Raw genomic sequence first — 20,864 nt, 5'->3', positions numbered from 1 at the left:
GCCTCCCATGTCGAGTTTTTGCATCGTCCGCTCCGGCGCGGGAAGCAGGCGCGTCTGTGTCCGTCTTCATGCGCTGTTGCTCGTGTCCATTTTTATTGCGCTGTCGGGCTGTTCGACGATGTCGCATCCGACCACGAAGCCGCGTGGCATCCTCGCGGGCGGCGATGCGGAGTTCATGGCGAAGCCGCTTCTCACCGAGCGCGATCGCGCCGGCGGGCATTTTCTTGCGGCGATCGTCGCGCGCTTCGACAACGACTATGAGACCGCCACGCGTGAGACGGCAAAAGCGGTGGCCGCCGATCCGAACGTCCCGCGGCTTCGTGCCGAGCTGGCCGAGCTCTACGTTCGCGCCGGCGAGCTCCGCAAGGCACGCGAGCAGGCGGCGGCGCTGATGGCGCTGCAGCCGCGCGAAGTCGAGCCGCGGCTGTTTGCTGCGCGCGTCGACATCGCGCTGCAGGAATACACGCGCGCGATCGCCGGCTACCAGGAAGTCCTCAAGCTCGACTCCGACAACGAAGAAGCGCTGGTGCTGCTCGGTGCGCTCTACAGCCGCATCGGCGAGCACGCGCACGCGGTCGAGGTGCTGCGGCGAGCGACCGCGCTCAGCCCGGAATCGTTCATTGCCAACTTCGGGCTCGGCAAAGAGCTCGCGGCCACCAACCAGTACGAGGATTCGCTGCGCTCGCTTCGGCATGCGGCGCGCCTGAGCGCATCGGTTGCCGATCTCCACCTGTATACCGCGTACGTCTACGAGCGCCTCGGCCTGCACAAGAAGGCCGCCGACAGCTTCAACCGCGCGATCGACTTCAATCCGCAGCTCGAGCAGGCGAGGCGACAGATCGGCGTGCTCAGCGAGAACGATCCCGACCTCGAGGCCAAGCTCAAGAAGTACGAAAAGCTCGTGGATTTCGCCGAGGATCCGCTCGCGACTTGCGCGAAGATCGGCCTGATCGACTTCCAGCACAACGATTTCCTGCGCGCGATCACCGACTTCCACATCGTGCTCGGCGCGAGGCCCGGCGAAGACGAGATCCGCTACTGGCTGGCGCTCGCCTACGACAAGGTCGGCGACGTCGACGGGACGGCCCGCGAGATGGCGGCGATCTCTCCGCGCTCACCGCGCTATACCGATTCGCGCCTGTTCCTGAGCAGCATCCTCGAGCAGAAGCACGATCTTCCCGGGGCCATCGATGCGGTGAAGCAGCTGCTCGCCGGTGCGCCGGACAACGTCGATGCGCTTCGCCGCCTGATCGCGCTCTATCGCGAGCAGAAGCGCTACGGCGACGCGATTGCAACGGCGCAGAAGCTGGTTGCGCTCGACCCCGCCAACGATGCGTACCTTTACGGTCTCGCCTGGCTGTACGACGAGTCCGGCGACAAGACCAAGGCGATCGAAACGCTGCGCAAGGTGATCGCGATGAATCCGCAGAATGCGGATGCGCTCAATCATCTCGGCTACACGTACGCCGAGCGCGGCGAGAACATCGACGAGGCCGACGCCCTGATCCGCAAAGCGCTGGCAATGCACCCGGACAACGCGGCGATCATCGACAGCCTGGCGTGGGTGTACTACCGGCGCGGGGACTACAAGGCGTCGGTGCGCGAGCTCGAGAAGGCCACGCAGAAAGGCGGCAGCGACCCGGTGATCGTCGAGCATCTGGGCGACGTCTATCTCAAGGTCGGCCGCGAGGTGGACGCCGACCGCAGCTATCGCGACGCCGCTGCGCGCACCGAGGATCCGGATCAGAGACGGTCGCTCGAACGGAAGATCCACGAGATCCGCAGCCGCTGGAACGGCTCGAATGCAGCGCTCGGCGGTGAGGACCTCTGACGCTTACCGCCGGCTGATCGTACGGGCATCGGCGATCGCACTCGCCGCGTTGTCCGCATGCACCGCCACGACCGGACGACCTCCCGCACCGATTCCGACCGGAAACGCGCCGACGATCCGCCGCGTGCTCGACGTGCTCGAGTCGCGCGACAAGGCGCTCTCGCAGTTCCGGGCCCAGGCTCGGCTCGACTACCACTCGCCGGAGCAGAGTTTCCGATCGACGCAGGTCGTGGTCGTGCGCGCGCCATCGAGCGCGCGCATCGACGTGATGAATCCGTTCGGCGTAAGCTACACCGTGGCGACCGACGGCAAGCTCGTCTCCGCGTACGACCGCCGCAAGAGCGTCTTCTACGAAGGCCACGCGCAGCCCGACAGCTTCCGGCATTTCATCGGCATTGCGCTCGGCGCCAGCGAGCTGTCGGCCGTGCTTCGCGGGCTGCCGCCGAATCTCGGCGAATCGCGCTGGCTGTCGATCGGACCGACCGAGGGCGGCTGGCTTCTCAAGCGCCGTCTCGCAACCGGCGGCGTGCTCGAGCTGGTCGTGCAGGCGAACAGCCTGGTGCCTCTCAGCGTGAAGATCTCGGCCGACCGCGAGCGCCGCGACGTCGAAATCCGTTACGACGACTATCGCGACGTCTCCGGCGTGTTCGTCGCGCACAGCATCGACGTGTCGTTCAAGGACGGCAGCCATCTCGAGCTCGTGTACAAGTCCATCCAGCGCGACGTCGTCGTCGCCGACGAGGCGTTCCATATCGAGCATCCGCCCGGCGCGCGCTTCGTCAACGTGGATGCCCCGGGAGGTCGCGGTGCGTTCTGAGCGCAGCTTCGCCGTCGTTCTGGCGCTCGTGCTTGCGGCCGGCTGCGGCGGGTCCGACGGCGCCGGCGACAATGCCGCGACGCCGCCGGCTGCGCAGCCCGCCAGCGGAGATGCCACGCCCGCGCGCGGCGACGCGATCGTATTCGGTACCATCGGCGATGCGTCGACGCTCATCCCGATGCTCGCTTCCGACAGCGCGTCTCATGAGTATTCGGGCAACATCTTCGACGGGCTGGTCGAGTACGACAAGACGCTGAGCAGGCTCGAACCGCGCCTGGCGGAAAAATGGGAGGTCGAAGACGGCGGGCAGAAGATCACGTTTCATCTTCGCCATGACGTGCACTGGACCGACGGGCAGCCCTTCACGGCGCGCGACGTCGAATTCGGTTTCAACCTGATCCGCGATCCGGCGACGCTGACGCCGTACGCCGAAGACTACAAGCAGGTGCAGACGTTCGAGCTGCTCGACGATTACAGCTTCCGCGTCACGTACGAAAAACCCTATGCACCGGCGCTCGAGTCGTGGGGTTCGATGGTGGTGCTGCCGCGCCACCTTCTCGAAGGCAAGAACATCAACGAGACCGATTTCGGGCAGCATCCGGTAGGGCTCGGCTCGCACAGGTTCGAGAGCTGGGAACGCAACCGGCTTTTCACGCTGCGCGCGAATCCCGACTACTATCGCGGCAGACCGTGGATCGAGCGCGTCGTCTATCGCGTGATCCCCGACGAGAGCACCCAGTTCCTCGAGCTGCGTTCGGGCGGCATCGACGAGATGGGCCTGACGCCGCTGCAGTACAGCCGCCAGACGTCGACCCCGGCGTTCGCACGCGACTTCCGCAAGTACCGATACGTTTCGAACTCGTACACGTACATGGGCTACAACCTGTCGGACGAGCGCTTTGCCGACGTGCGCGTCCGGCGCGCGTTCAGCCACGCGATCAACAAGCAGGAGATCGTCGACGCGGTACTGTTCGGCCTCGGCCGGCCCGCCGAAGGGCCGTACCGCCCGGGCACCGCGTGGATGAACGAGAAGCTCCAGCCCTACGAGTTCGATCCGGCAAAGGCGCGGGCGCTGCTTGCGGAGGCCGGCTGGACCGACAGCGACGGCGACGGAATCCTCGACAAGAACGGCAAACCGTTTTCGTTCAAGATCCTCACCAACCAGAACGAGCAGCGTCTGAAGACCGCGACGATGATCCAGAAGAGGCTGCGCGACATCGGCGTCGATGCCCAGCTTCGTGTGCTCGAGTGGTCGGCGTTCATCAACGATTTCATCGACAAGCGCCGCTTCGAGGTCATCGTGCTCGGATGGAGCCTGTCGCTCGATCCCGACCAGTTCCCGATGTGGCATTCGTCCCAGACCGGCTACAAGAAGTTCAATTTCGTGGGCTACAACAATCCGGAGGTGGACGACCTGCTCGAGAAGGGTCGCCGGACGTTCGATGTCGCCGAGCGCAAACGCATGTACGATCGGCTGCAGGAGATCCTCTACGAGGACCAGCCGTACACGTTCCTCTACGTACCCGAGGCGACTCCGATCGTCGCGGCCAGGATTCACGGCATCGAGGAGGCGCCGGCCGGAATTTCGTGGAACTTCCCGTTCTGGTACGTCCCGAAGGGCGAGCAGAAGTACGTGATCACCGAGTAACCGATGCTGCGCTACCTCGCGAAACGTCTTGCCGGATTCATCCCGCTTCTGCTCGGGATCTCGTTCGTTTCGTTCATGGTGATGGCGCTCGCTCCCGGAAGCCCGGTCGACCTGATGACGGACCTCAACCCGAAAGCGAGTCCCGAAGCCCGGGTGCAGCTCGAGAAATACTACGGCCTCGACAAGCCGCTGTACGTCCAGTACGGACTGTGGCTCGGCCGAGTCGTCAAGGGAGATTTCGGCACGTCCTTCTCACGCGACCGGCGCCCGGTGCTCGACAAGATCGTCGAAGCGCTGCCGATCACGCTGATGCTCAACGTGCTCGAGATTTCGCTGATCCTGTTGATCGCGATTCCGATCGGCATCCATTCGGCCGCACGTCAGTACTCGACCAGTGATCGCATCACGACGGTGCTGGTGTTCGTCGGATTCGCGAGCCCCGATTTCTGGGTCGCGCTGCTCGCGATGACGCTGTTCGGAGCCCAGCTCAACCTGCTTCCGATCTCGGGCCTCGCATCGCTCGACTACGACTCGATGTCGCTGCTCGGAAAAATCGGTGATCGCGCCGCACACCTGATCCTGCCGGTCATGATGGGTGCGGTGACGGGCCTTGCCGGGATGTCGCGGTACATGCGTTCGAGCATGCTCGAGGTCCTGCGGCAGGACTACGTGCAGACCGCTCGCGCCAAGGGCCTCGAGGAACGGGTGGTGCTCAGGCGGCACGCGCTGCGCAATGCGCTGATGCCGGTCGTGACGCTGCTCGGACTGTCGATCCCGGGCCTGATCGGCGGATCGGTGATCTCCGAGACGATCTTCGGCATTCCCGGGATGGGAAGGCTCTTCTTTACCGGGGTCATGTCGCGCGACTATCCGGTCGTGATGGGGATCCTGATGATCGGCGCGGTGCTGACACTGCTCGGCAACCTTGCCGCCGACCTGCTCTACGTGGCCGTCGATCCGCGGCTGAGGAAACGCTGAAGTGCTGCGCCGTCTTCTTGCCAATCCGCTTGCCGTCGCCGGAGCGATCATCGTGATCGTGCTGGTCGTGCTCGCCGTTGCCGCGCCGTGGATCGCCCCGTGGGATCCGTACGACTTCGACGCCAAGCACGTGCTCGAAGCCCCGAGCGCGGCGCATCTGTTCGGCACCGACAGCCTCGGCCGCGACGTCACCAGCCGGATGCTGTTCGGAGCGCGCGTCTCGCTGCTGGTCGGTTTCGTGGCCGTCGGCATCTCGACGGCGATCGGCGTGCTGCTTGGCGCTATCGCGGGGTTCTTCGGCGGAATAGTCGATACGATCGTCATGCGCTTCGTCGACGTCATGCTGACGTTCCCGACGTTCTTCCTGATCCTCGCGGTCATTGCGTACATGGACGCCAGCATCTGGAACATCATGGCGGTGATCGGCCTGACCTCGTGGATGGGCGTCTGTCGCCTGGTGCGCGCCGAAGTCATGAGCCTGCGCGAACGCGACTTCATGGTCGCCGCCGAGGCGCTCGGCTTGTCGCCGGTGCGCATCATCGTACGCCACGCGTTGCCGAACGCGCTGGCGCCGGTCTTCGTTTCGGCCGTACTCGGCGTTGCCGGCGCGATTCTCGTCGAGAGCGCGCTGTCGTTCCTCGGTATCGGCGTGCAGCCGCCGACGGCGAGCTGGGGAAATATCCTGACAGAAGGCAAGCAGACGCTCGGCGTGGCGTGGTGGCTTTCGGTCTATCCGGGCCTCGCGATCCTCATCACGGTTCTCGGCTACAACCTTCTCGGCGAAGGCCTGCGCGACGTGCTCGATCCGCGCCTGAAGGCGAGGTGACGATCTTGAACGGGACTACGACGCTTCTCCAGGTCGAGAACCTGGTGACCTCGTTCCGGACGATGGACGGCATCGTGCGTGCGGTCGACGGCGTGAGCCTGACGGTCGGCAAAGGCGAGACCGTCGCGCTGGTCGGTGAATCCGGCTGCGGAAAGAGCGTGACCGCGCTGTCGATCATGCGTCTGGTGCAGGGCCCGGCGGGACGCATCGATTCCGGCAGGGTTCTGCTCGACGGCGTCGACCTTGCGACCCTTGCAGAGAGCGAGATGCGCAAGATACGCGGCGCACGCATCGGAATGATCTTCCAGGAGCCGATGACGTCGCTCAATCCGGTGCTGACGATCGGATTCCAGATCGCCGAGGCGGTCGAGCTCCATCGCAGGGTTTCGCGCGCCGAAGCGTGGAAGGAGGCCGTGCGCATGCTCGACCTCGTCGAGATTCCCGATGCCGAGTCGCGCGCGCGCCAGTATCCGCATCAGCTGAGCGGCGGCATGCGCCAGCGCGTGATGATCGCGATGGCGCTTTCGTGCGGGCCGGAGCTGCTGATCGCCGACGAGCCGACGACGGCGCTCGACGTGACGATCCAGGCGCAGATCCTCGAGCTGCTCGACGGCCTGCGCGAACGCCTCGGCATGGCGCTATTGCTGATCACGCACGATCTCGGCGTGGTGGCCGAGCGCGCCGAGCGCGTGCTCGTGATGTACGCGGGCCGTGTCGTCGAGCAGGGCCCGGTCGACGAAGTGTTCCGCGCGCCGCAGCATCCGTACACCCGCGGCCTTCTGCGCTCGCTCCCGCGGCTCGGCGGAACGCGCGCACGCCTCGAGACGATTCGCGGGCACGTTCCGCGCCTGACCGAGCTGCCGTCGGGTTGCCGCTTCCGCGACCGCTGCGACTTCGCGCTGGCGACGTGCGCGGATTTCGATCCGCCGCTGGAGGCGTTCGCCACCGACCGCAGCGCGGCGTGCCCGGTGACCATCCATACGTCGGACACTTCGGGAGGAACGACGTGAGCGCGGCCATTGCGACAGATGCTTCGGCAGCCGGCTCGCCGCTGGTGCGCGCCGTGGGACTGACGAAAGAGTTCCGCATCAGCTCGGGTCCGCTCGGAAAGTCACGCACGCTGAGGGCGGTCGACGCGGTCGATCTCGAGATCCGCGAAGGCCGCACGCTCGGAATCGTCGGCGAATCGGGCTGCGGAAAGTCCACGCTCGGGCGCCTGCTGCTGCGTCTTCTCGAGCCGACGGCGGGACGCGTCGAGTTCGACGGGGTCGATCTGGCGTCGCTCGATCGGCGCTCGCTTCGCGCCGCGCGCCGCCACATGCAGATCGTGTTCCAGGATCCGTACGCGTCGCTCAATCCGCGCATGCGGATCGGGCGCAGCGTCGGCGAAGGCCTCGAAGCGCACGGCATCGCCTCCGGAAGCGATCTCCGCGCGCGCGTCGGCGATCTGCTCGACCGCGTTGGTCTCGGAACCGACTCCTACGATCGCTATCCGCACGAATTCAGCGGCGGGCAGCGCCAGCGGATCGGCATCGCGCGTGCGCTGGCGCTGTCGCCGCGCTTCATCGTCGCGGACGAGCCGGTCTCGGCGCTCGACGTCTCGATCGGCGCGCAGATCCTCAATCTGCTGATGGATCTGCAGGAGGAGCGCGGCCTCGCGTTCGCGTTCATCTCGCACGATCTGCGCGTGGTCGAGCACATCAGCCACGACATGGCGGTCATGTATCTCGGACGCGTGGTGGAGACGGCACCGTCGGCGCGCATCTATGCGGCGCCGCAGCATCCCTACACGCAGGCGCTGCTGTCGGCCGTGCCGACGGTCGACGGCGCAACGCGAAAGCAGCGGATCGTGCTCGGCGGCGACGTGCCGAGCCCGGTCGATCCTCCGAGCGGATGCGTGTTCCATCCGCGCTGCCCGTACGCATTCGATCGCTGCCGCGTCGAGGTGCCGGCGCTCGTCGATCGCGACGGGCACAAGGCCGCGTGCCATCTGCTCGACGCGGTGCAGCCCTAGCCGCGCCGTTACTTCTTCGGCGTTCGCGGGAGCGGTCTCTGCAGCTCCGGGCAGTCCTCGAGGCAGACCTTCGAGTCGGACAGGCAATCGTCGGCGCAATCGTAGTCTTCGTGGTTCGACGTGCGCGGGCACATCTCGTCGCAGTTCGCATGCGACGTCGCGCAGAAGTCGTAGCACTTCTGCCCCTTCGGGCCGAGCACGCGGACGTCGCCGAGGCCTGGCTTCTCGTCCATGTAGTCGTGCGGCATCTTCATCGAGCACCCGGTGATCGATACGGCAACGATCGCGCCGGCCGACAAGGCGAACACCGACCATGCGGAAATTGTTCGAGTACGGGTTCGCATCTGGCTTTCCTTTTCTGACACGTTCGCTTCTGACATCGATCGCCCGGACTCGGGCCGCTCACGAAAAACCGGACGATTCGGGTAGTCGTACGTCGACGGGGCCATCCGGACCCGGCGAGAGTGCCCCGGCGAGCGCTTCACAGCAACACCGTCAGCTTTTTCGCTTCGCCCATTTCTCCGCCCAGCCGACGATCGGAGAGAACTTCTCGAGAAGCTCGGTGCCGAGAGATGTCAGCCCGTAACCGGCGCCGTCGGCAAGATCGACGAGGCGAGCGTCGCGCAGCTCGCGCAGCCGCTGGTTGAGAACCGCCGGACTGATGCCGTCGCAGGCTTCCTGCAGTGCACGAAAGGTCTGACGGCCGCTGCGGAGCTCCCACAGCACGCGCATCGTCCAGCGGCGACCGAGCAGGTCGAGCAGCGCCATCACGGGGCGGCCGGTGCGCGAGCCGCGCACGGTTCGCGTCGCGGACGTGCCTGGGCTGGTCGTGGATGATCTGGCCATTCGTCCTCGTCCCTTGCGCTATGGAAAACATAGCGCTACTCTGCTACGGAATACATAGCACGGCGCCGGCAGCTGGAGCCAGCCTTTCGCGCGCAAGGAGAAGCCGATGAGCACAGCATCCGTTCCGAGAATCGCCCCCGTGGAACCGCCCTATTCCGCCCAGGCCGAAGACTGGTTCCGCCGCATCATGCCGGAAGGCATAGAGCCGCTGCTCCTGTTCCGCACGCTCGCCGTCAACGAGCGCGTGTTCTCGCGCGTGATGGCCGGAGGCCTGCTCGACCGCGGCAGCATCACGCTGCGCGAGCGCGAGATCGTGATCGACCGCACCACGTGGCGATGCCGCTCGGAGTACGAGTGGGGCGTGCACGTTGCGTTCTTCGGCGCGCGCGTCGGATTCGGCGAACAGGAGATCGCCGGGATCTGCAGCGAGGATCCGGCTGCGACGGTGTTCAGCGAGCGCGAGAAGCTGCTGCTGCGCATGTGCGACGAGCTGCACGCGTCGGCGACGGTCGACGATTCACTGTGGAACGAGATGGCGCGCGAATTCACGCACGAACAGCTCATCGAGCTGGTCGTGCTTGCGGGGCTGTACCACGTGATTTCGTTTGCGACGAATGCGTTGCGGCTCGCGCCCGAGCCGTTCGGCGCGCGATTTCCTTCTGTCTGACGCGGCGCAGCTGCGTTTTCGATCCGCGTTTCTCCCCACGACGAAGGGGTGCGAAAAAAAACTGCGAACGGACCGCGTCGAGAGTTGCAACGTCGTTCGCTCGCGTGCCAAAAGCCTCCGCTCATCGACACGGCGCTGAGCATGTTCCGCAAAACGGCGGAACATGCTCCGCAAGAAAACGGCGTGGAGCACGCCGCGCAACTAACACCGCGCGGACGATGCTTCGTGTAAAACGCGTCCAGGGGAGGATCGCATGAGAAGAGCAGTTTTTGCACACGGCGTACTATACGCGATGACCGTACTGCTGCCTGCATTTGCGCAGGCCGCAGGAATCGACGGCGGCGGTTCGATTCCGACCTGTCCGTCACTCGGCAAGATCGATCTGAAGCCGGCGCTCGTCACGGATGGAAGCGTGGCGGGCATCGTGAAACTCAAGGTAGCGAGCTCCGGTGCATGCAGCGGCGGCACCGGTGACGGCTCGTCGATCGTGAACTTCAAGGCGAAGGGCGCCGGCACCACCGCGACCAACACCTGCACGAGCTTCGACGGCGCGACATCGAGCGACCTCGCTCTGACGTTCAAATGGAAAGTCGCAAAGGGTTCGCCGAAGTTGAACCCCTCGACGGCAACGTTCTCGCTGCAGCCCGGCAGCGTCGCATTGGACGGCAACCAGACTCTCGACCTGACCGGTACGATCACCGCCGGGTCGTTCGCCGGCGCTACGGTGACCGCCCACATCGAATCGGACGAAAGCGCTGCCAGCCTGATGTCCGACTGCGACGACAAAGGGCTCAAAAAGATCGTTTTCGGCATGGACGGCGCGACCACGAGCTGTATGCACGGTCCGAACCTGCGTGCGGCAATCACAAAGCAGATCACCACGATCGACAGCAACGACGTCCCGCATCTCGAAGTCGAGATCGTCACGGTCACGGCGTCGCCGTTCCAGCTCACTCCAACCGATGTCACGACCTCGGCGACCGGCATCGTTCTCGAATCGACCAGCTCGACCTGCGCGCCGAGCGGCGGCGACTATCGCTGCCGGCACGAGGCGTTCTTCAAGTCGACGGGTGCGTGCCAGTGGGATGGCGATTACGTGATGAGCCTGTCGTACGCGTGCAGCCCCGCCAACACGTGCGATCTCTGCAGCGGCGAGACCACGGTACCGTTCACGCTGGTCTCGGAGAATTTCTGCGCTTAGCCGGTTCTAGCGAGCCTGGTCGACGAAGGGGTGCGATCGCTGCTGACGATTCGTCGGCGGCGATCGCGCCGGCTTACGGCCCGTATTCTCCCGGCGTGACCTCCGTGCTGAACGCCGCCGCAGCGAGACCCGCTGCGTTGACGAGATTCGCCCACGTCGGTCGATTGCCCCACGCGTAGCGCGCGGCCACCGGGCTCGCGACGCTCGCGCTCGACAGCACGATGTCGTTGCCGTCGACCGCGACATCGGCCCAGTGCCACGTCACGTTGTCGCCGGTGATCGCAAAACCCTGGATCGGGCCGCCGCCCTGCGCGGTGAGGCCGTCGTCGGTATCATTGCGATAATGGATCCGGATCGTGCTGCCTTCGATCTCCATCGAGGAAAACAGCGGGCCCGAGTAAAGAAAGCTTTCGCCGTAGACGAGCGCGAGAGCCTGGTAGAACAGGCGGGTCGAGTACGCATCGGTGTCCGGCGGATGGGTGCCGCCCTTGAGATCGAGCGACGACGCGAAGCTCGTGTACGGAAACTCGGCGAGCGCGCGAACGTAGGTCTGGCGAATGAACGAGTCCTTGTCGGACGCCGATGCGTTGGAAGGCAGCGCACTGACCGAGCGGTCCGCGCGCAGTCCGCGGCCGGTCGGGACCTGCATCGAGATCCACGGAAAGTCTCCGTTGCCCCATTCCGCGCGCCATGAGCGGATCACCGCGGGATACAGCGTGCGATGCCGCTGCGGATGGCGCGCGTCTTCCTCGCCCTGCCACCAGATGACGCCGCGAAAGCGGAACGGCTGAAGCGGCTTGACGAGCCGGCGATAGTTGATGCCCCAGTCGTCGATGAGGTACGGCTGGACGGCGGGATCCGGATCGGTCGCACCAGTCGTGCCGAGCCACGACGCAACGCTCGAGCCGCTCACGGCCAGATTCAGGATGCCGATCGGAACCCCGAGGCTCTCTTCGAGATCGAGCGCGAATTTATACGGATTGATGCCCGGCTGATCGTTCCATCCGGTGCGGATCAGCGTGCGCACTGTCGGATGCGCGTCGAGCACGCTGCGCTCGACCGGCAGCCTTCGCATGTTCGACTGGCCGCCGGCAATCCAGACCTCACCGATGCGGACGTCGGAAATGACGATCGTGTTGTTTCCGGTGACCGTCATCGTGAGCGGACCACCGGCCACCATGGGATCGAGGTCGATGCGCCATCTGCCGTCGGCTCCGGTGACCGTGGACTTCTGCTGGCCGTTGAACGTGACGGTGACCGACTCGCCGGCGTCGGCTTTTCCGAAGATCGGCACCGTCATCTCGCGCTGAAGGATCATGCCGTTGCTGAATAGCGGGGTAGGGGCTCCCCACTCGACGTCGGTCGTCATGCTCACGTCGGCATGCGCGGGTGCTGCCAGCAGCAGAGCCGCAAGAAGCAGCAACCGTCTTGTCGAGCTTGTGCGCGGCATCATCGGCCAGCATCGACCAGCTGCTGTCTGGTTGCCAGAGCCTTTCTGCCGGGACAGGCCCGATTGCGCCGTCCTGTGGGGTGGTGAACGGCTTCGCGTCGGCCAATCGGGGACAGACACCGATTCGCAAAATCAGTGTCTGTCCCCGATTTCGAAATGTCAGTGCGAATTCCCGGCGAGCGTCGGCCACGGCCGCGCTTCCTCGAGCGCATAGGCCAGCTCGAGCAGCCTTCGCTCCGAGCCGCGATCGCCGCCGAGTTGCACGCCGATCGGCAGATCGTCCGCGCTTCTGCCGAGTGGCAGCGAGATCGCCGCGCCGCCGCTCAGGTTCTGCACCGGAGTGAATGCCGCATAACGCATGACCCGTTCGACGGCCGTCGCGAACGGAATGTCGGGGCTGATGTAGCCGAGCGGCATCGGCGGCTCGGCCAGCGTCGGAGAAAGCAGGACATCGTAGCGCGCAAAGAATGCGTCGTAGCGCTGCGCAAAACTGCGCAGCCGCCGCAGCACGCCGGGCATGCGCCAGATGTTGCGGCGAAACTGTTCGGCCAGGCCGTGGCTCCACGCATCGATGCGCGAATGATCGTAGCCCGGGCCGAATACCCAGCGCCCGACGAGGCCGAGCCCGAACGGCGCAAAGCCCCAGTACGCGAAGAAGTCGTCGACGACGTGTTCATCGTACGGGCAGCGGATCCGGTCGACGTGGTGACCGAGGGATTCGCAAAGCTCGGCCGTCTCGACGACGGCTCGCGTGCAGTCGGGGTGACTTTCCACGCCGTGCGCCGAGTCGGTGAAGCACGCGATGCGAAGTCCTTTGCCGCCTGCTCCTTCGACCATGCCGACCGGTGCGTAGCGGCGCGAAGGCTTGACCTGTTCGGCTGCGGCAAGAAACGCTGCGGTGTCGCGCACCGATCTCGTGACGACTCCCTGCGAGATGATGTCGATCGGAAACAGCCTGCCGCCGTCCGCGCCGACGAGCCGCGCGCGCGACGGCTTGAGGCCGACCAGGCCGCAACAGGAAGCGGGTATTCGAATCGAGCCTCCGCCGTCGTTGGCGTGCGCAAGCGGAACCACCCCCGCAGCCACCAGCGCCGCCGAGCCGCCGGAAGAACCGCCCGTCGAATGAGCGGTGTTCCACGGGTTGCACGTCGGTCCGTACGCGAGCGATTCGGTGGTGGCGGTCAGGCCGAGCTCCGGCAGCGTGGTCTTGCCGAGACAGATCAGCCCGGTGCCCAGCAGCTGCTTCACGAACTGGGACGACTTGGGCTGCGGTGCATCCGGCAACGCATGGCTGCCCATGCGCAACGGCAAACCTTCGACTGCATCGGTATCCTTGACGAAAGTCGGGATGCCTCCGAAGGCGCCGTGGTTGTTGCCGCGGGCTTCTTCCAGCGCACGGTCGAATCTTTCGTGCGCAATGGCATTCAGGGCCGGACCGGCGGCGCGTGCACGTTCGATGGCGGCGCTGACGATCTGCGTGCAACTCACCTCGCCGGCAGCGAGGCGCCGTCGGATCTCCACGGCATCATCGCTGCCGAGGGCATCGTCGGCGAAGGCCGAAACGCGGTGGCTCGAATTCCCGGGCGTCGTCATGGCGGGCATACTAGTCGATTCGCTGCGACGAAGAAGCGGTTGCTCGCCCGATCGCGGAATCTCTGCGAGGATCGCACCGCCGACCATTTCGTTCGAGAGGAGACGATCATGACGACTTCCCAGTCGCCCGCCTTGCCGCCCGGTTTTCCCGCAATGTCGATCGTGCAGGCCCACCAGCTGCTGGTGTCCGCAGCGGGCTCGCCGTTCGAGATCGAGGAACGCGAGATCCGCGGCGTTCGCATCCGTACGTGGAAGAATGCTCCGCCGACGCTGAAGGAAGTCCACGACGTCAACCGGCCGTTCGGCGCGCGCACGTACATCGTGCTCGAAGACGAGCGCGTGACGTTCGATGCGCATCGCGCCGCGGTCGGCCATCTGGCCGCGCGCCTTGTGGCTGACGGCGTAAAGAAGGGCGACCGCGTTGCGATCATCATGCGCAACGTTCCCGAATGGTCGGTGGCGTTCTGGGCGGCGTCGGTAATCGGCGCGATCGTCACGCCGCTGAACGCGTGGTGGACCGGGCCGGAGCTCGAATACGGTCTTTGCGACTCCGGGTCGAAAATCGCGCTCATGGATGCGGAGCGCTGGGAACGCGTGCGCGAGCACGTGGACCGCTGCCCGAGCCTTACGCGAATCTATGTGAGCCGCTCGACCAACGAGATTGCGGATCCGCGCGTCGCGCGCCTCGAGGACGTCATCGGCGCGCCGGACTCGTGGGCATCGCTTTCGCCGATCGAGCCGCCTCAGGTCGCGATCGCGCCGGACGACGACGCGGCGATCTTCTACACGTCGGGCACGACCGGAAAGCCGAAAGGCGCGATCATCACGCATCGCAACATCATCTCGAATTTCTACAACGCGCTGTGCGCGCAGGCGCGCTCGTTCGTGCGTCGCGGCGAAAAGCTGCCGGCGCCGGATCCCGCCGCGCCGCAGAAAGCGACGCTGCTGTCGGTGCCGTTCTTCCATGCCACCGGATGCTTCGCGGTGATGATCCCGGCGATGATGGGCGGCACCAAGCTCGTGCTGCAGCGCCGCTGGAACGCGGATCAGGCCCTCGAGCTGATCGAGCGCGAGAAGATCAACACCGCGGGCGGCGTACCGACGATCGCGTGGCAGATCATCGAGCACCCTCGCTTCGACGAGTTCGACCTGTCGTCACTCGAGACCATCTCGTACGGCGGCGCGCCGTCGGCGCCCGAGCTGGTGCGCCGTCTGAAGGAGCGCTTTCCCGGCCTCAAGCCGGGGCAGGGCTGGGGCATGACCGAAACCTCGGCCACCGCGACCAGCAATTTCGCCGAGGACTACGAGCGCAAGCCGATGAGCTGCGGCGTGGTGCCGCCGACCGGCGAAGCGAAGATCGTCGGTGCGAAAGGCGAGACGCTGCCGGCGGGAGAAGTCGGCGAGCTCTGGTATCGCGGACCGATCGTGGTGCGCGGCTACTGGCAGAACTCCATAGCTACGGCCGAGACGTTCGTCGACGGCTGGGTGAAGACCGGCGATCTCGCGAAGATCGACGAGGAAGGTTTCGTCTACATCGTCGATCGCGCCAAGGACATGCTGATTCGCGGCGGTGAGAACATCTACTGTGTCGAGGTCGAGAACGCGCTGTACGATCATCCGGCGGTGATGGACGCCGCCGTGATCGGCGTGCCCCATCGCACGCTCGGCGAGGAGCCGGTTGCCGCCGTGCACCTCAAGCCGGGCGCCAATGCGACTGAAGACGAGCTGCGGCATTTCGTCGCGCAGCGCCTCGCCGCGTTCAAGGTGCCGGTGAGGATCGTGTTCCTGCCGGAGACGCTGCCGCGCAACGCCAACGGCAAGATCGTGAAGAAGGAGCTCAAGTCGATCTTCACAGCGTGACCGCGCCGGGCCGGGCGGTGCGCGCGCTCGTGCGGCTGCCGGCGAATCAAAAAAAAGCGGCGCCGGGATTTCTCCCGGCGCCGCTCGTTTCAGAACGCTGATCGCCTGGTCGCAGCGATCAGGTCAGGAAACGACGCTCTTGCGCTCCTTGATGCGGGCAGCCTTGCCCGAAAGATCGCGCAAGTAGTAAAGGCGGCTGCGACGCACTTCGCCGCGGCTTTTCACTTCGATCTTGTCGATGCGCGGCGAGTGAATCGGAAACGTTCGTTCCACGCCGACGCCGTACGAGCTCTTGCGGACGGTGAAGGTGGCCGCCGGGCCGCCGCCTTGACGTCGGATGCAGACTCCCTCGAAAACCTGGATTCGTTCCTTGTCGCCCTCGACGATGATGCCATGCACGCGGAGGGTGTCGCCCGGACGGAATTCGGGGATATCGCTACGAAGTTGCTCGGTATTCAGGGCTTTGATGACGTCCACGGGAGGCTCCTTGAAAAGGCGGAAGCGCGGGGTTTACCGCGGACATCGAAGGCGGTCAAGGAGAACGGCGGCCGCGGCCCGGACCGACAGATGGTTGTACTCGGGCGAACCGGCAGCGGTCCCACCCCCGGAATCGACCGCACCGGCACCGGAAACTCCAGCGTCGGGGCCGCGATATCCGTCGATCGGCTCGAGAATCGCTTCGCAGCGCTCGAGGACTTCGCGCGCAAGGCCGGAGCCCGTGCCGAGCAGCATGAGCCACGGCGGACCGTCGCTCTCGAGCATTCTCCGCATGTCCTCGAAGCTCGTCGCCGAGGCGTGTCGCTTCGCGCTCGTCGCAAACATGCGCGGAAGCGAGCCGTAGCGGCGTTCGACGTCGATGCCGACGCCTTCGAGATCGGACTCGAGGCGCAGCAGCGAGAGCGCTTCGTTGCGGCTCGGATTGTAGTCGCGCTGCTCCTCGGCTTCCCAGTGCTGCATCACGCGCGAGATCAGCGCGCGATGCGCCTGCACGGGCGTCACCACGTAGAAGCCGGAAACACCGTATGTGCGGCAGCTTCGCGCGATGTCGGGAACGTCGATGTTGGTGACCGCGCTCGTCACCACGTCGCCGTGCTTGTCGTAGACGGGGTAGTGCACGATCGCGACGAGAAGATCCGGCATGGCCGTCAGTCCCGCTTTTTTGAAGCGAGGTCCGGCCGGCGCGCGGCCGTGCGTTCGAGCGCCTGCTCGCGCCGCCAGCGGTCGATCGCCGCGTGATTGCCCGACGTCAGCACGCTCGGCACGCCCATGCCGCGAAACTCGGCCGGCCGCGTGTACTGCGGATACTCGAGCAGCGCCGGATCGCTGAAGCTTTCGGCCGCCGGCGAATCCGCGCTGCCGAGCACGCCCGGGACCAGCCGCGCGACCGCGTCGATCACGACCAGCGCGCCGAGCTCGCCGCCGGTCAGCACGTAGTCGCCGATCGAGATCTCTTCATCGAACAGCGGGCGCACGCGTTCGTCGACGCCTTCGTAACGACCGCAGAACAGCAGCATCGATTCGCCGGCCGCCGCGAGGCGCGCCGCAACGGCCTGCGTGAACGGCGCTCCCTGCGGAGTGAGCAGGACGCGCCGCTGCGGAGAGAAGCGTGCCGTGATGTCTTCGACCGCCGCATAGATCGGCTCTGGACGCATCACCATTCCGGGACCACCGCCGTACGGCGAATCGTCGACCGGATGCGGGCTGCCGCCGGTGTAGTTGCGAAGCTGATGCGCGCGGACGGCGAGCAGACCGGATTCTGCCGCACGGCCGAGCACGCCGAGGCGCGCGCCCGCCTCGATGAATTCGGGAAACAGCGTCAGGACGTCGAACGCGATCATCGCGATTCTTCGTCGTTCTTCTGCGGGGGCGCTCCATATTCGAGCGCTTCGGCCGCCACGGTCATGCGCCCGGCCGCAAGGTCGACTTCAATCTCGGCGTTCGCGGTTGCCGGAATCAGGATCTCCGAACCGTCGGCCGCAGCGACTACGTACACGTCGTTGGCGCCCGTCGCGATCACTTCCACGAGCCGCCCAAGAGCGCGGTTGTCGTGCGCCCGGACTTCGAGGCCGACGAGGTCGGTGTCCAGGTATTCGCCTTCGCGCATCTCGCCGAGCGCGTTGCGTTCGACGACGATCGTCGCACCGACGAGCGCTTCGGCGGCGTCGCGATCGGCGACGCGGTCGAACGTGACGCGCACGCCGTCCTTCACATGGGACGCGCTGCGAACTGTCGTCCGCAGTACCGTGCCGCTGCGTGGCCGGAGCTCGACCTCGAGCCCTTTGGCGAACATCCCCGTCATCGACGGATCGCTGTGCACGACGACGGCGCCCTGAAGGCCGTTGGGCCTCGAGACGTAACCGAGCGTGACGGGGGATTTTGCTGCGGCCGCAGGCATGGTGCGCCGGCCGTGGCCTTACTCCTCGATGATTTCGAGAGAGGCCTTGTGCTGGAGACGCGAGGCGGCCGCGTTGAGGATCGTTCGCAAGGACTTGGCCGTGCGGCCCTGCTTGCCGATCACGCGCCCGAGGTCTTCCTTGTGGACGTGGAGCTCGAAGCTGGTCGCATGCTCGGCGGAGTTCTGCTTGACCTCGACGGCTTCGGGATGAAGCACGAGATTTCTGGTCAGGAAATCGACGAGATCGAACAGGAAGGCCGGGGCTTCGCCCGAGGTGGCGGGTGCTTCGGACGACGAAACGGGCGTTTCGGACAACTGAACGGGCGCTTCGGGCAACTGAACGAGCGCTTCGGACAACTGAACGGGCGCTTCGGACAACTGAACGGGCGCTTCGCCCGATGCAGCGGGCGCGTTGCTTACGCCGACGGGATTCCCGCCTGCTTCATCAACTTCGCCACGATCGGTGTCGGCCTCGCTCCCTTCTTCAACCATGATCCGATTGTCTCCGCGTCAAGCTTGATCTTCGCCGGTTCCACGAGGGGATCGTAAGTGCCGACCGAAACGATGCTGCGGCCGTCGCGCGGCGCGCGCTCGTCGGCGACCACGACCCGGTAAAAGGGCCTTTTCTTGCTGCCGTGTCGGCTGAGGCGGATCTTGACGGACATGCTCTCTACGGTGCTCCTCGGAATCGGAATCGGGGAGTTTGACCACGGAGGGCGGCCGGAGGCAACCGGCCGGGGCCTCCGTCGGCAGGCCAGCGGTTGAGGGGCAGTGGCCATTGGCCGGCAGCGATGAGGTGGCAGCTGCACCGCGCACCGCGGCCCAAGCACCACAAACTCGTGGATTCCCGGATTGTTCGACGCCCTCCCAGGCGCTAACGTCGCCGCGTCATGGCCGTGACGCGAGTGCTCGAAAGTCCTTCGCTGTCGGTACAGGACTACCGCTGCGAGCTCGGACCGCACGATCCGTCGTTCGTCGAAATCCACCACGGCTTCTCGATTGCCTACGTGCGGCGGGGCAGCTTCGGCTATCTCTCGCAAGGGCGCCGGCACGATCTCGTTGCCGGTTCGTTCCTCGTCGGACATCCGGGCGACGAGTTCCTCTGCACGCACGATCACGTCCAGGGCGACGAGTGCCTTTCGTTCCATCTCACGCCCGAAGCCGCTGCGGAGATCGACGATGACACCCGGGCATGGCGCGTTGGTTGCCTGCCTCCGCTCGCGGAGCTGATGGTGCTTGGCGAGCTCGCGCAGTCGGCGGTCGGCGGAACCAGCGACGTCGGCATCGATGAGGCCGGTATGCTGCTGGCGGCGCGTTTCGTGCGGCTCGCGACCGAGCGCTCGGTCGGCGATCCGGTCGCGCGCGACCGTCGCCGCGCGGTCGAAGCCGCGATCTGGATCGACGATCATTCCGGCGAAGACATCGATCTCGAGACTGCGGCAGCGGGCGCCGAGCTGAGCCCGTTTCATTTTCTTCGACTGTTCTCGTCGGTGCTCGGCGTCACGCCGCACCAGTATCTCGTACGCTCGCGGCTTCGCCGTGCGGCCCGGCTGCTCGCGGACGAGGATCGCCCGATCACCGACATCGCGTACGAAGTCGGCTTCGGTGACCTGTCGAACTTCGTCCGCACGTTCGGCCGCGCGGCCGGAGTGTCTCCGAAAGCTTTCCGCAAGGCCGCCCGCGGCGACCGCAAGATTCTCCAAGATCGCCTCGCCGAATTCGCCGTACGCTGACCTCTAACTCGTGAGGCCGTGAGGCCGAACGCGAACTCGCGAGGCCGTGAGGCCGAGCAATATGGAGGTCCCATGCACGACATCATCCTTCACCACTACCCGATCTCGCTGTTCGCCGAGAAGATCCGCTGCCTGCTCGCGTACAAGAACGTTCCGTGGCGCTCGGTCGCGCAGCCGAACATGCTTCCGAAGCCCGACCTTGCGCCGCTGACCGGCGGTTACCGCAAGATTCCGGTGATGCAGGTGGGCGCGGACATCTACTGCGACACCGCGTGCATCGCGCGCCGCATCGAGCAGCTTCATCCGGATCCGGCCTGCATTCCCGAAGACCGCTGGGGCGAGATCGGCATGCTCGAGGACTGGGCCGATCACCGCTTCACCGGACAGGTCGTTCCGTCGGTGATCGCCGAGCTGCTGCCGGTGCTCCCGGCCGACATCCTCGAAGACCGGGCGAAGATGTCGCCGATGCTGTCGAAGCAGAACCTGCTCGCGATGGCGCCGCATACACGCTCGCAGGCGCTGCTTTCGCTCGATCAGCTCGACTGCCGGCTCAGCGGGAAGTCGTTCCTCATCGGTGACGAGTTCACGCTGGCGGACGCGGCCTGTTACCACCCGCTCTGGTTCATGCGGCACATTCCGCATCTGTTCGAGGCGGTCAGCGAGCGGCGCGCGCTCGCGAGCTGGGTCGACAGGATCGCGGCGTTCGGCGCCGGCGACTCCGAGGCAATGGAGCCGTCGGCGGCGCTCGAAATCGCGCGCACCGCGACGCCGGCCGATCTGGCTCCGATCGAAGGCAGGAAGCTCGATGGAATCGAGGTCGGCGATACGGTCTCGATCCGCGCCGACGACATCGGAGTCGAGAAGGTCGAGGGAGTCGTCGCGCGCGTCACCGGCGAGGAGATCGCGATCCGGCGCAGCGATCCCGTGGTCGGCGAAATCGCGGTGCACTTTCCGCGATCGGGCTACGTGATCGCGAAGGCGGCGTGACGATTCAACGAACGGAGT

Annotated in this window: 22 protein-coding genes; 12 read left to right on the top strand and 10 right to left on the bottom strand. The window is 65.8% G+C overall.

Features of this window, described 5'->3' with window-relative positions; all coding sequences use genetic code 11:
• Positions 1-82 precede the first annotated feature (82 nt).
• The 7 genes from VN634_06960 to VN634_06930 are packed head-to-tail and all read left to right on the top strand — an operon-like array spanning position 83 to position 8,114.
• A complete protein-coding gene (locus VN634_06960; protein HXC50602.1) occupies positions 83-1,831 on the top strand; it encodes a tetratricopeptide repeat protein in 1,749 nt (582 codons plus the stop codon).
• On the top strand, positions 1,818-2,648 hold the full coding sequence (locus VN634_06955; GenBank protein HXC50601.1) for a DUF4292 domain-containing protein: 831 nt from the start codon (positions 1,818-1,820) through the stop codon (positions 2,646-2,648). Before VN634_06960 ends, VN634_06955 begins: the two co-directional genes overlap by 14 nt.
• The gene (locus VN634_06950) at positions 2,638-4,296 is read left to right on the top strand and encodes a peptide-binding protein (GenBank protein ID HXC50600.1); all 1,659 of its coding nucleotides are present in this window, start codon (positions 2,638-2,640) and stop codon (positions 4,294-4,296) included. The genes VN634_06955 and VN634_06950 overlap by 11 nt, the downstream gene beginning before the upstream one ends.
• Positions 4,297-4,299: 3 nt before the next feature.
• Positions 4,300-5,274 (top strand): ABC transporter permease, encoded by a 975-nt coding sequence (locus VN634_06945; protein ID HXC50599.1) that lies wholly within the window; start codon positions 4,300-4,302, stop codon positions 5,272-5,274.
• 1 nt (position 5,275) lies between these two features.
• Positions 5,276-6,100, top strand: coding sequence for an ABC transporter permease (locus VN634_06940; protein ID HXC50598.1), 825 nt, complete (start codon positions 5,276-5,278; stop codon positions 6,098-6,100).
• Between the two features lie 5 nt (positions 6,101-6,105).
• On the top strand, positions 6,106-7,110 hold the full coding sequence (locus tag VN634_06935; GenBank protein HXC50597.1) for an ABC transporter ATP-binding protein: 1,005 nt from the start codon (positions 6,106-6,108) through the stop codon (positions 7,108-7,110).
• Positions 7,107-8,114 (top strand): dipeptide ABC transporter ATP-binding protein, encoded by a 1,008-nt coding sequence (locus VN634_06930; GenBank protein ID HXC50596.1) that lies wholly within the window; start codon positions 7,107-7,109, stop codon positions 8,112-8,114. Before VN634_06935 ends, VN634_06930 begins: the two co-directional genes overlap by 4 nt.
• Before the next feature lie 8 nt (positions 8,115-8,122).
• Here the strand turns inward: VN634_06930 and VN634_06925 are convergent, their stop codons facing one another.
• Both VN634_06925 and VN634_06920 read right to left on the bottom strand, forming a co-directional pair.
• Positions 8,123-8,458 carry a hypothetical protein gene (locus VN634_06925; protein HXC50595.1) on the bottom strand — a complete coding sequence of 112 codons (336 nt, stop codon included), beginning with the start codon at positions 8,456-8,458 and terminating at the stop codon, positions 8,123-8,125.
• A 151-nt stretch (positions 8,459-8,609) separates the two neighbouring features.
• On the bottom strand, positions 8,610-8,960 hold the full coding sequence (locus VN634_06920; protein HXC50594.1) for a helix-turn-helix domain-containing protein: 351 nt from the start codon (positions 8,958-8,960) through the stop codon (positions 8,610-8,612).
• Positions 8,961-9,066: 106 nt separating this feature from the next.
• Here VN634_06920 and VN634_06915 point away from each other — a divergent pair, with 106 nt between their 5' ends.
• Positions 9,067-9,627, top strand: a complete 561-nt coding sequence (locus tag VN634_06915) for a hypothetical protein (protein HXC50593.1) — start codon at positions 9,067-9,069, stop codon at positions 9,625-9,627.
• 253 nt (positions 9,628-9,880) lie between these two features.
• A complete protein-coding gene (locus VN634_06910; GenBank protein HXC50592.1) occupies positions 9,881-10,828 on the top strand; it encodes a hypothetical protein in 948 nt (315 codons plus the stop codon).
• Between the two features lie 73 nt (positions 10,829-10,901).
• Here VN634_06910 and VN634_06905 read toward each other — a convergent pair whose 3' ends face one another.
• Both VN634_06905 and VN634_06900 read right to left on the bottom strand, forming a co-directional pair.
• Complete coding sequence (locus tag VN634_06905) at positions 10,902-12,281, bottom strand: sialate O-acetylesterase (protein ID HXC50591.1); 1,380 nt, start codon at positions 12,279-12,281, stop codon at positions 10,902-10,904.
• 156 nt (positions 12,282-12,437) lie between these two features.
• Positions 12,438-13,871 (bottom strand): amidase, encoded by a 1,434-nt coding sequence (locus tag VN634_06900; protein ID HXC50590.1) that lies wholly within the window; start codon positions 13,869-13,871, stop codon positions 12,438-12,440.
• A 108-nt stretch (positions 13,872-13,979) separates the two neighbouring features.
• On the opposite strand from VN634_06900, the gene VN634_06895 reads away from it, so the two are divergent.
• Positions 13,980-15,731, top strand: coding sequence for a class I adenylate-forming enzyme family protein (locus VN634_06895; protein HXC50589.1), 1,752 nt, complete (start codon positions 13,980-13,982; stop codon positions 15,729-15,731).
• Between the two features lie 123 nt (positions 15,732-15,854).
• Here VN634_06895 and rplS read toward each other — a convergent pair whose 3' ends face one another.
• The 6 genes from rplS to rpsP all read right to left on the bottom strand — a co-directional run bounded on the left by rplS (position 15,855) and on the right by rpsP (position 18,791).
• Complete coding sequence (gene rplS, locus VN634_06890; GenBank protein ID HXC50588.1) at positions 15,855-16,208, bottom strand: 50S ribosomal protein L19; 354 nt, start codon at positions 16,206-16,208, stop codon at positions 15,855-15,857.
• 33 nt (positions 16,209-16,241) lie between these two features.
• Positions 16,242-16,871, bottom strand: a complete 630-nt coding sequence (locus tag VN634_06885) for an RNA methyltransferase (protein ID HXC50587.1) — start codon at positions 16,869-16,871, stop codon at positions 16,242-16,244.
• A 5-nt stretch (positions 16,872-16,876) separates the two neighbouring features.
• Positions 16,877-17,569, bottom strand: coding sequence for a tRNA (guanosine(37)-N1)-methyltransferase TrmD (trmD, locus tag VN634_06880; GenBank protein ID HXC50586.1), 693 nt, complete (start codon positions 17,567-17,569; stop codon positions 16,877-16,879).
• Positions 17,566-18,126: a ribosome maturation factor RimM gene (gene rimM / locus VN634_06875; protein HXC50585.1), complete on the bottom strand. Its 561-nt coding sequence runs from the start codon at positions 18,124-18,126 to the stop codon at positions 17,566-17,568. Before rimM ends, trmD begins: the two co-directional genes overlap by 4 nt.
• An 18-nt stretch (positions 18,127-18,144) precedes the next feature.
• Complete coding sequence (locus VN634_06870; protein HXC50584.1) at positions 18,145-18,342, bottom strand: KH domain-containing protein; 198 nt, start codon at positions 18,340-18,342, stop codon at positions 18,145-18,147.
• Between the two features lie 200 nt (positions 18,343-18,542).
• Complete coding sequence (gene rpsP / locus VN634_06865) at positions 18,543-18,791, bottom strand: 30S ribosomal protein S16 (GenBank protein HXC50583.1); 249 nt, start codon at positions 18,789-18,791, stop codon at positions 18,543-18,545.
• Between the two features lie 225 nt (positions 18,792-19,016).
• Here rpsP and VN634_06860 point away from each other — a divergent pair, with 225 nt between their 5' ends.
• On the top strand, positions 19,017-19,859 hold the full coding sequence (locus VN634_06860; protein HXC50582.1) for an AraC family transcriptional regulator: 843 nt from the start codon (positions 19,017-19,019) through the stop codon (positions 19,857-19,859).
• Between the two features lie 72 nt (positions 19,860-19,931).
• Complete coding sequence (locus VN634_06855; protein ID HXC50581.1) at positions 19,932-20,846, top strand: glutathione S-transferase family protein; 915 nt, start codon at positions 19,932-19,934, stop codon at positions 20,844-20,846.
• The last annotated feature ends 18 nt before the right edge of the window (positions 20,847-20,864 follow it).

The sequence above is a fragment of the Candidatus Limnocylindrales bacterium genome (genome assembly GCA_035571835.1).
Lineage (GTDB): Bacteria > Desulfobacterota > Binatia > UBA1149 > CAITLU01 > DATNBU01.
The sequence above is the reverse complement of the archived record's forward strand: the minus strand, read 5'-3'. Positions and strand labels throughout refer to the sequence as shown.

Coding starts and splice junctions, on each gene's coding strand:
- trmD (HXC50586.1), bottom strand. CDS start 17,569: ATGATCGCGTTCGACGTCCTGACGCTGTTTCCCGAATTCATCGAGGCG.
- VN634_06945 (HXC50599.1), top strand. CDS start 4,300: ATGCTGCGCTACCTCGCGAAACGTCTTGCCGGATTCATCCCGCTTCTG.
- VN634_06895 (HXC50589.1), top strand. CDS start 13,980: ATGACGACTTCCCAGTCGCCCGCCTTGCCGCCCGGTTTTCCCGCAATG.
- VN634_06920 (HXC50594.1), bottom strand. CDS start 8,960: ATGGCCAGATCATCCACGACCAGCCCAGGCACGTCCGCGACGCGAACC.
- rpsP (HXC50583.1), bottom strand. CDS start 18,791: ATGTCCGTCAAGATCCGCCTCAGCCGACACGGCAGCAAGAAAAGGCCC.
- VN634_06885 (HXC50587.1), bottom strand. CDS start 16,871: ATGCCGGATCTTCTCGTCGCGATCGTGCACTACCCCGTCTACGACAAG.
- VN634_06900 (HXC50590.1), bottom strand. CDS start 13,871: ATGACGACGCCCGGGAATTCGAGCCACCGCGTTTCGGCCTTCGCCGAC.
- VN634_06860 (HXC50582.1), top strand. CDS start 19,017: ATGGCCGTGACGCGAGTGCTCGAAAGTCCTTCGCTGTCGGTACAGGAC.
- VN634_06925 (HXC50595.1), bottom strand. CDS start 8,458: ATGCGAACCCGTACTCGAACAATTTCCGCATGGTCGGTGTTCGCCTTG.
- VN634_06910 (HXC50592.1), top strand. CDS start 9,881: ATGAGAAGAGCAGTTTTTGCACACGGCGTACTATACGCGATGACCGTA.
- VN634_06855 (HXC50581.1), top strand. CDS start 19,932: ATGCACGACATCATCCTTCACCACTACCCGATCTCGCTGTTCGCCGAG.
- VN634_06915 (HXC50593.1), top strand. CDS start 9,067: ATGAGCACAGCATCCGTTCCGAGAATCGCCCCCGTGGAACCGCCCTAT.
- rimM (HXC50585.1), bottom strand. CDS start 18,126: ATGCCTGCGGCCGCAGCAAAATCCCCCGTCACGCTCGGTTACGTCTCG.
- VN634_06905 (HXC50591.1), bottom strand. CDS start 12,281: ATGATGCCGCGCACAAGCTCGACAAGACGGTTGCTGCTTCTTGCGGCT.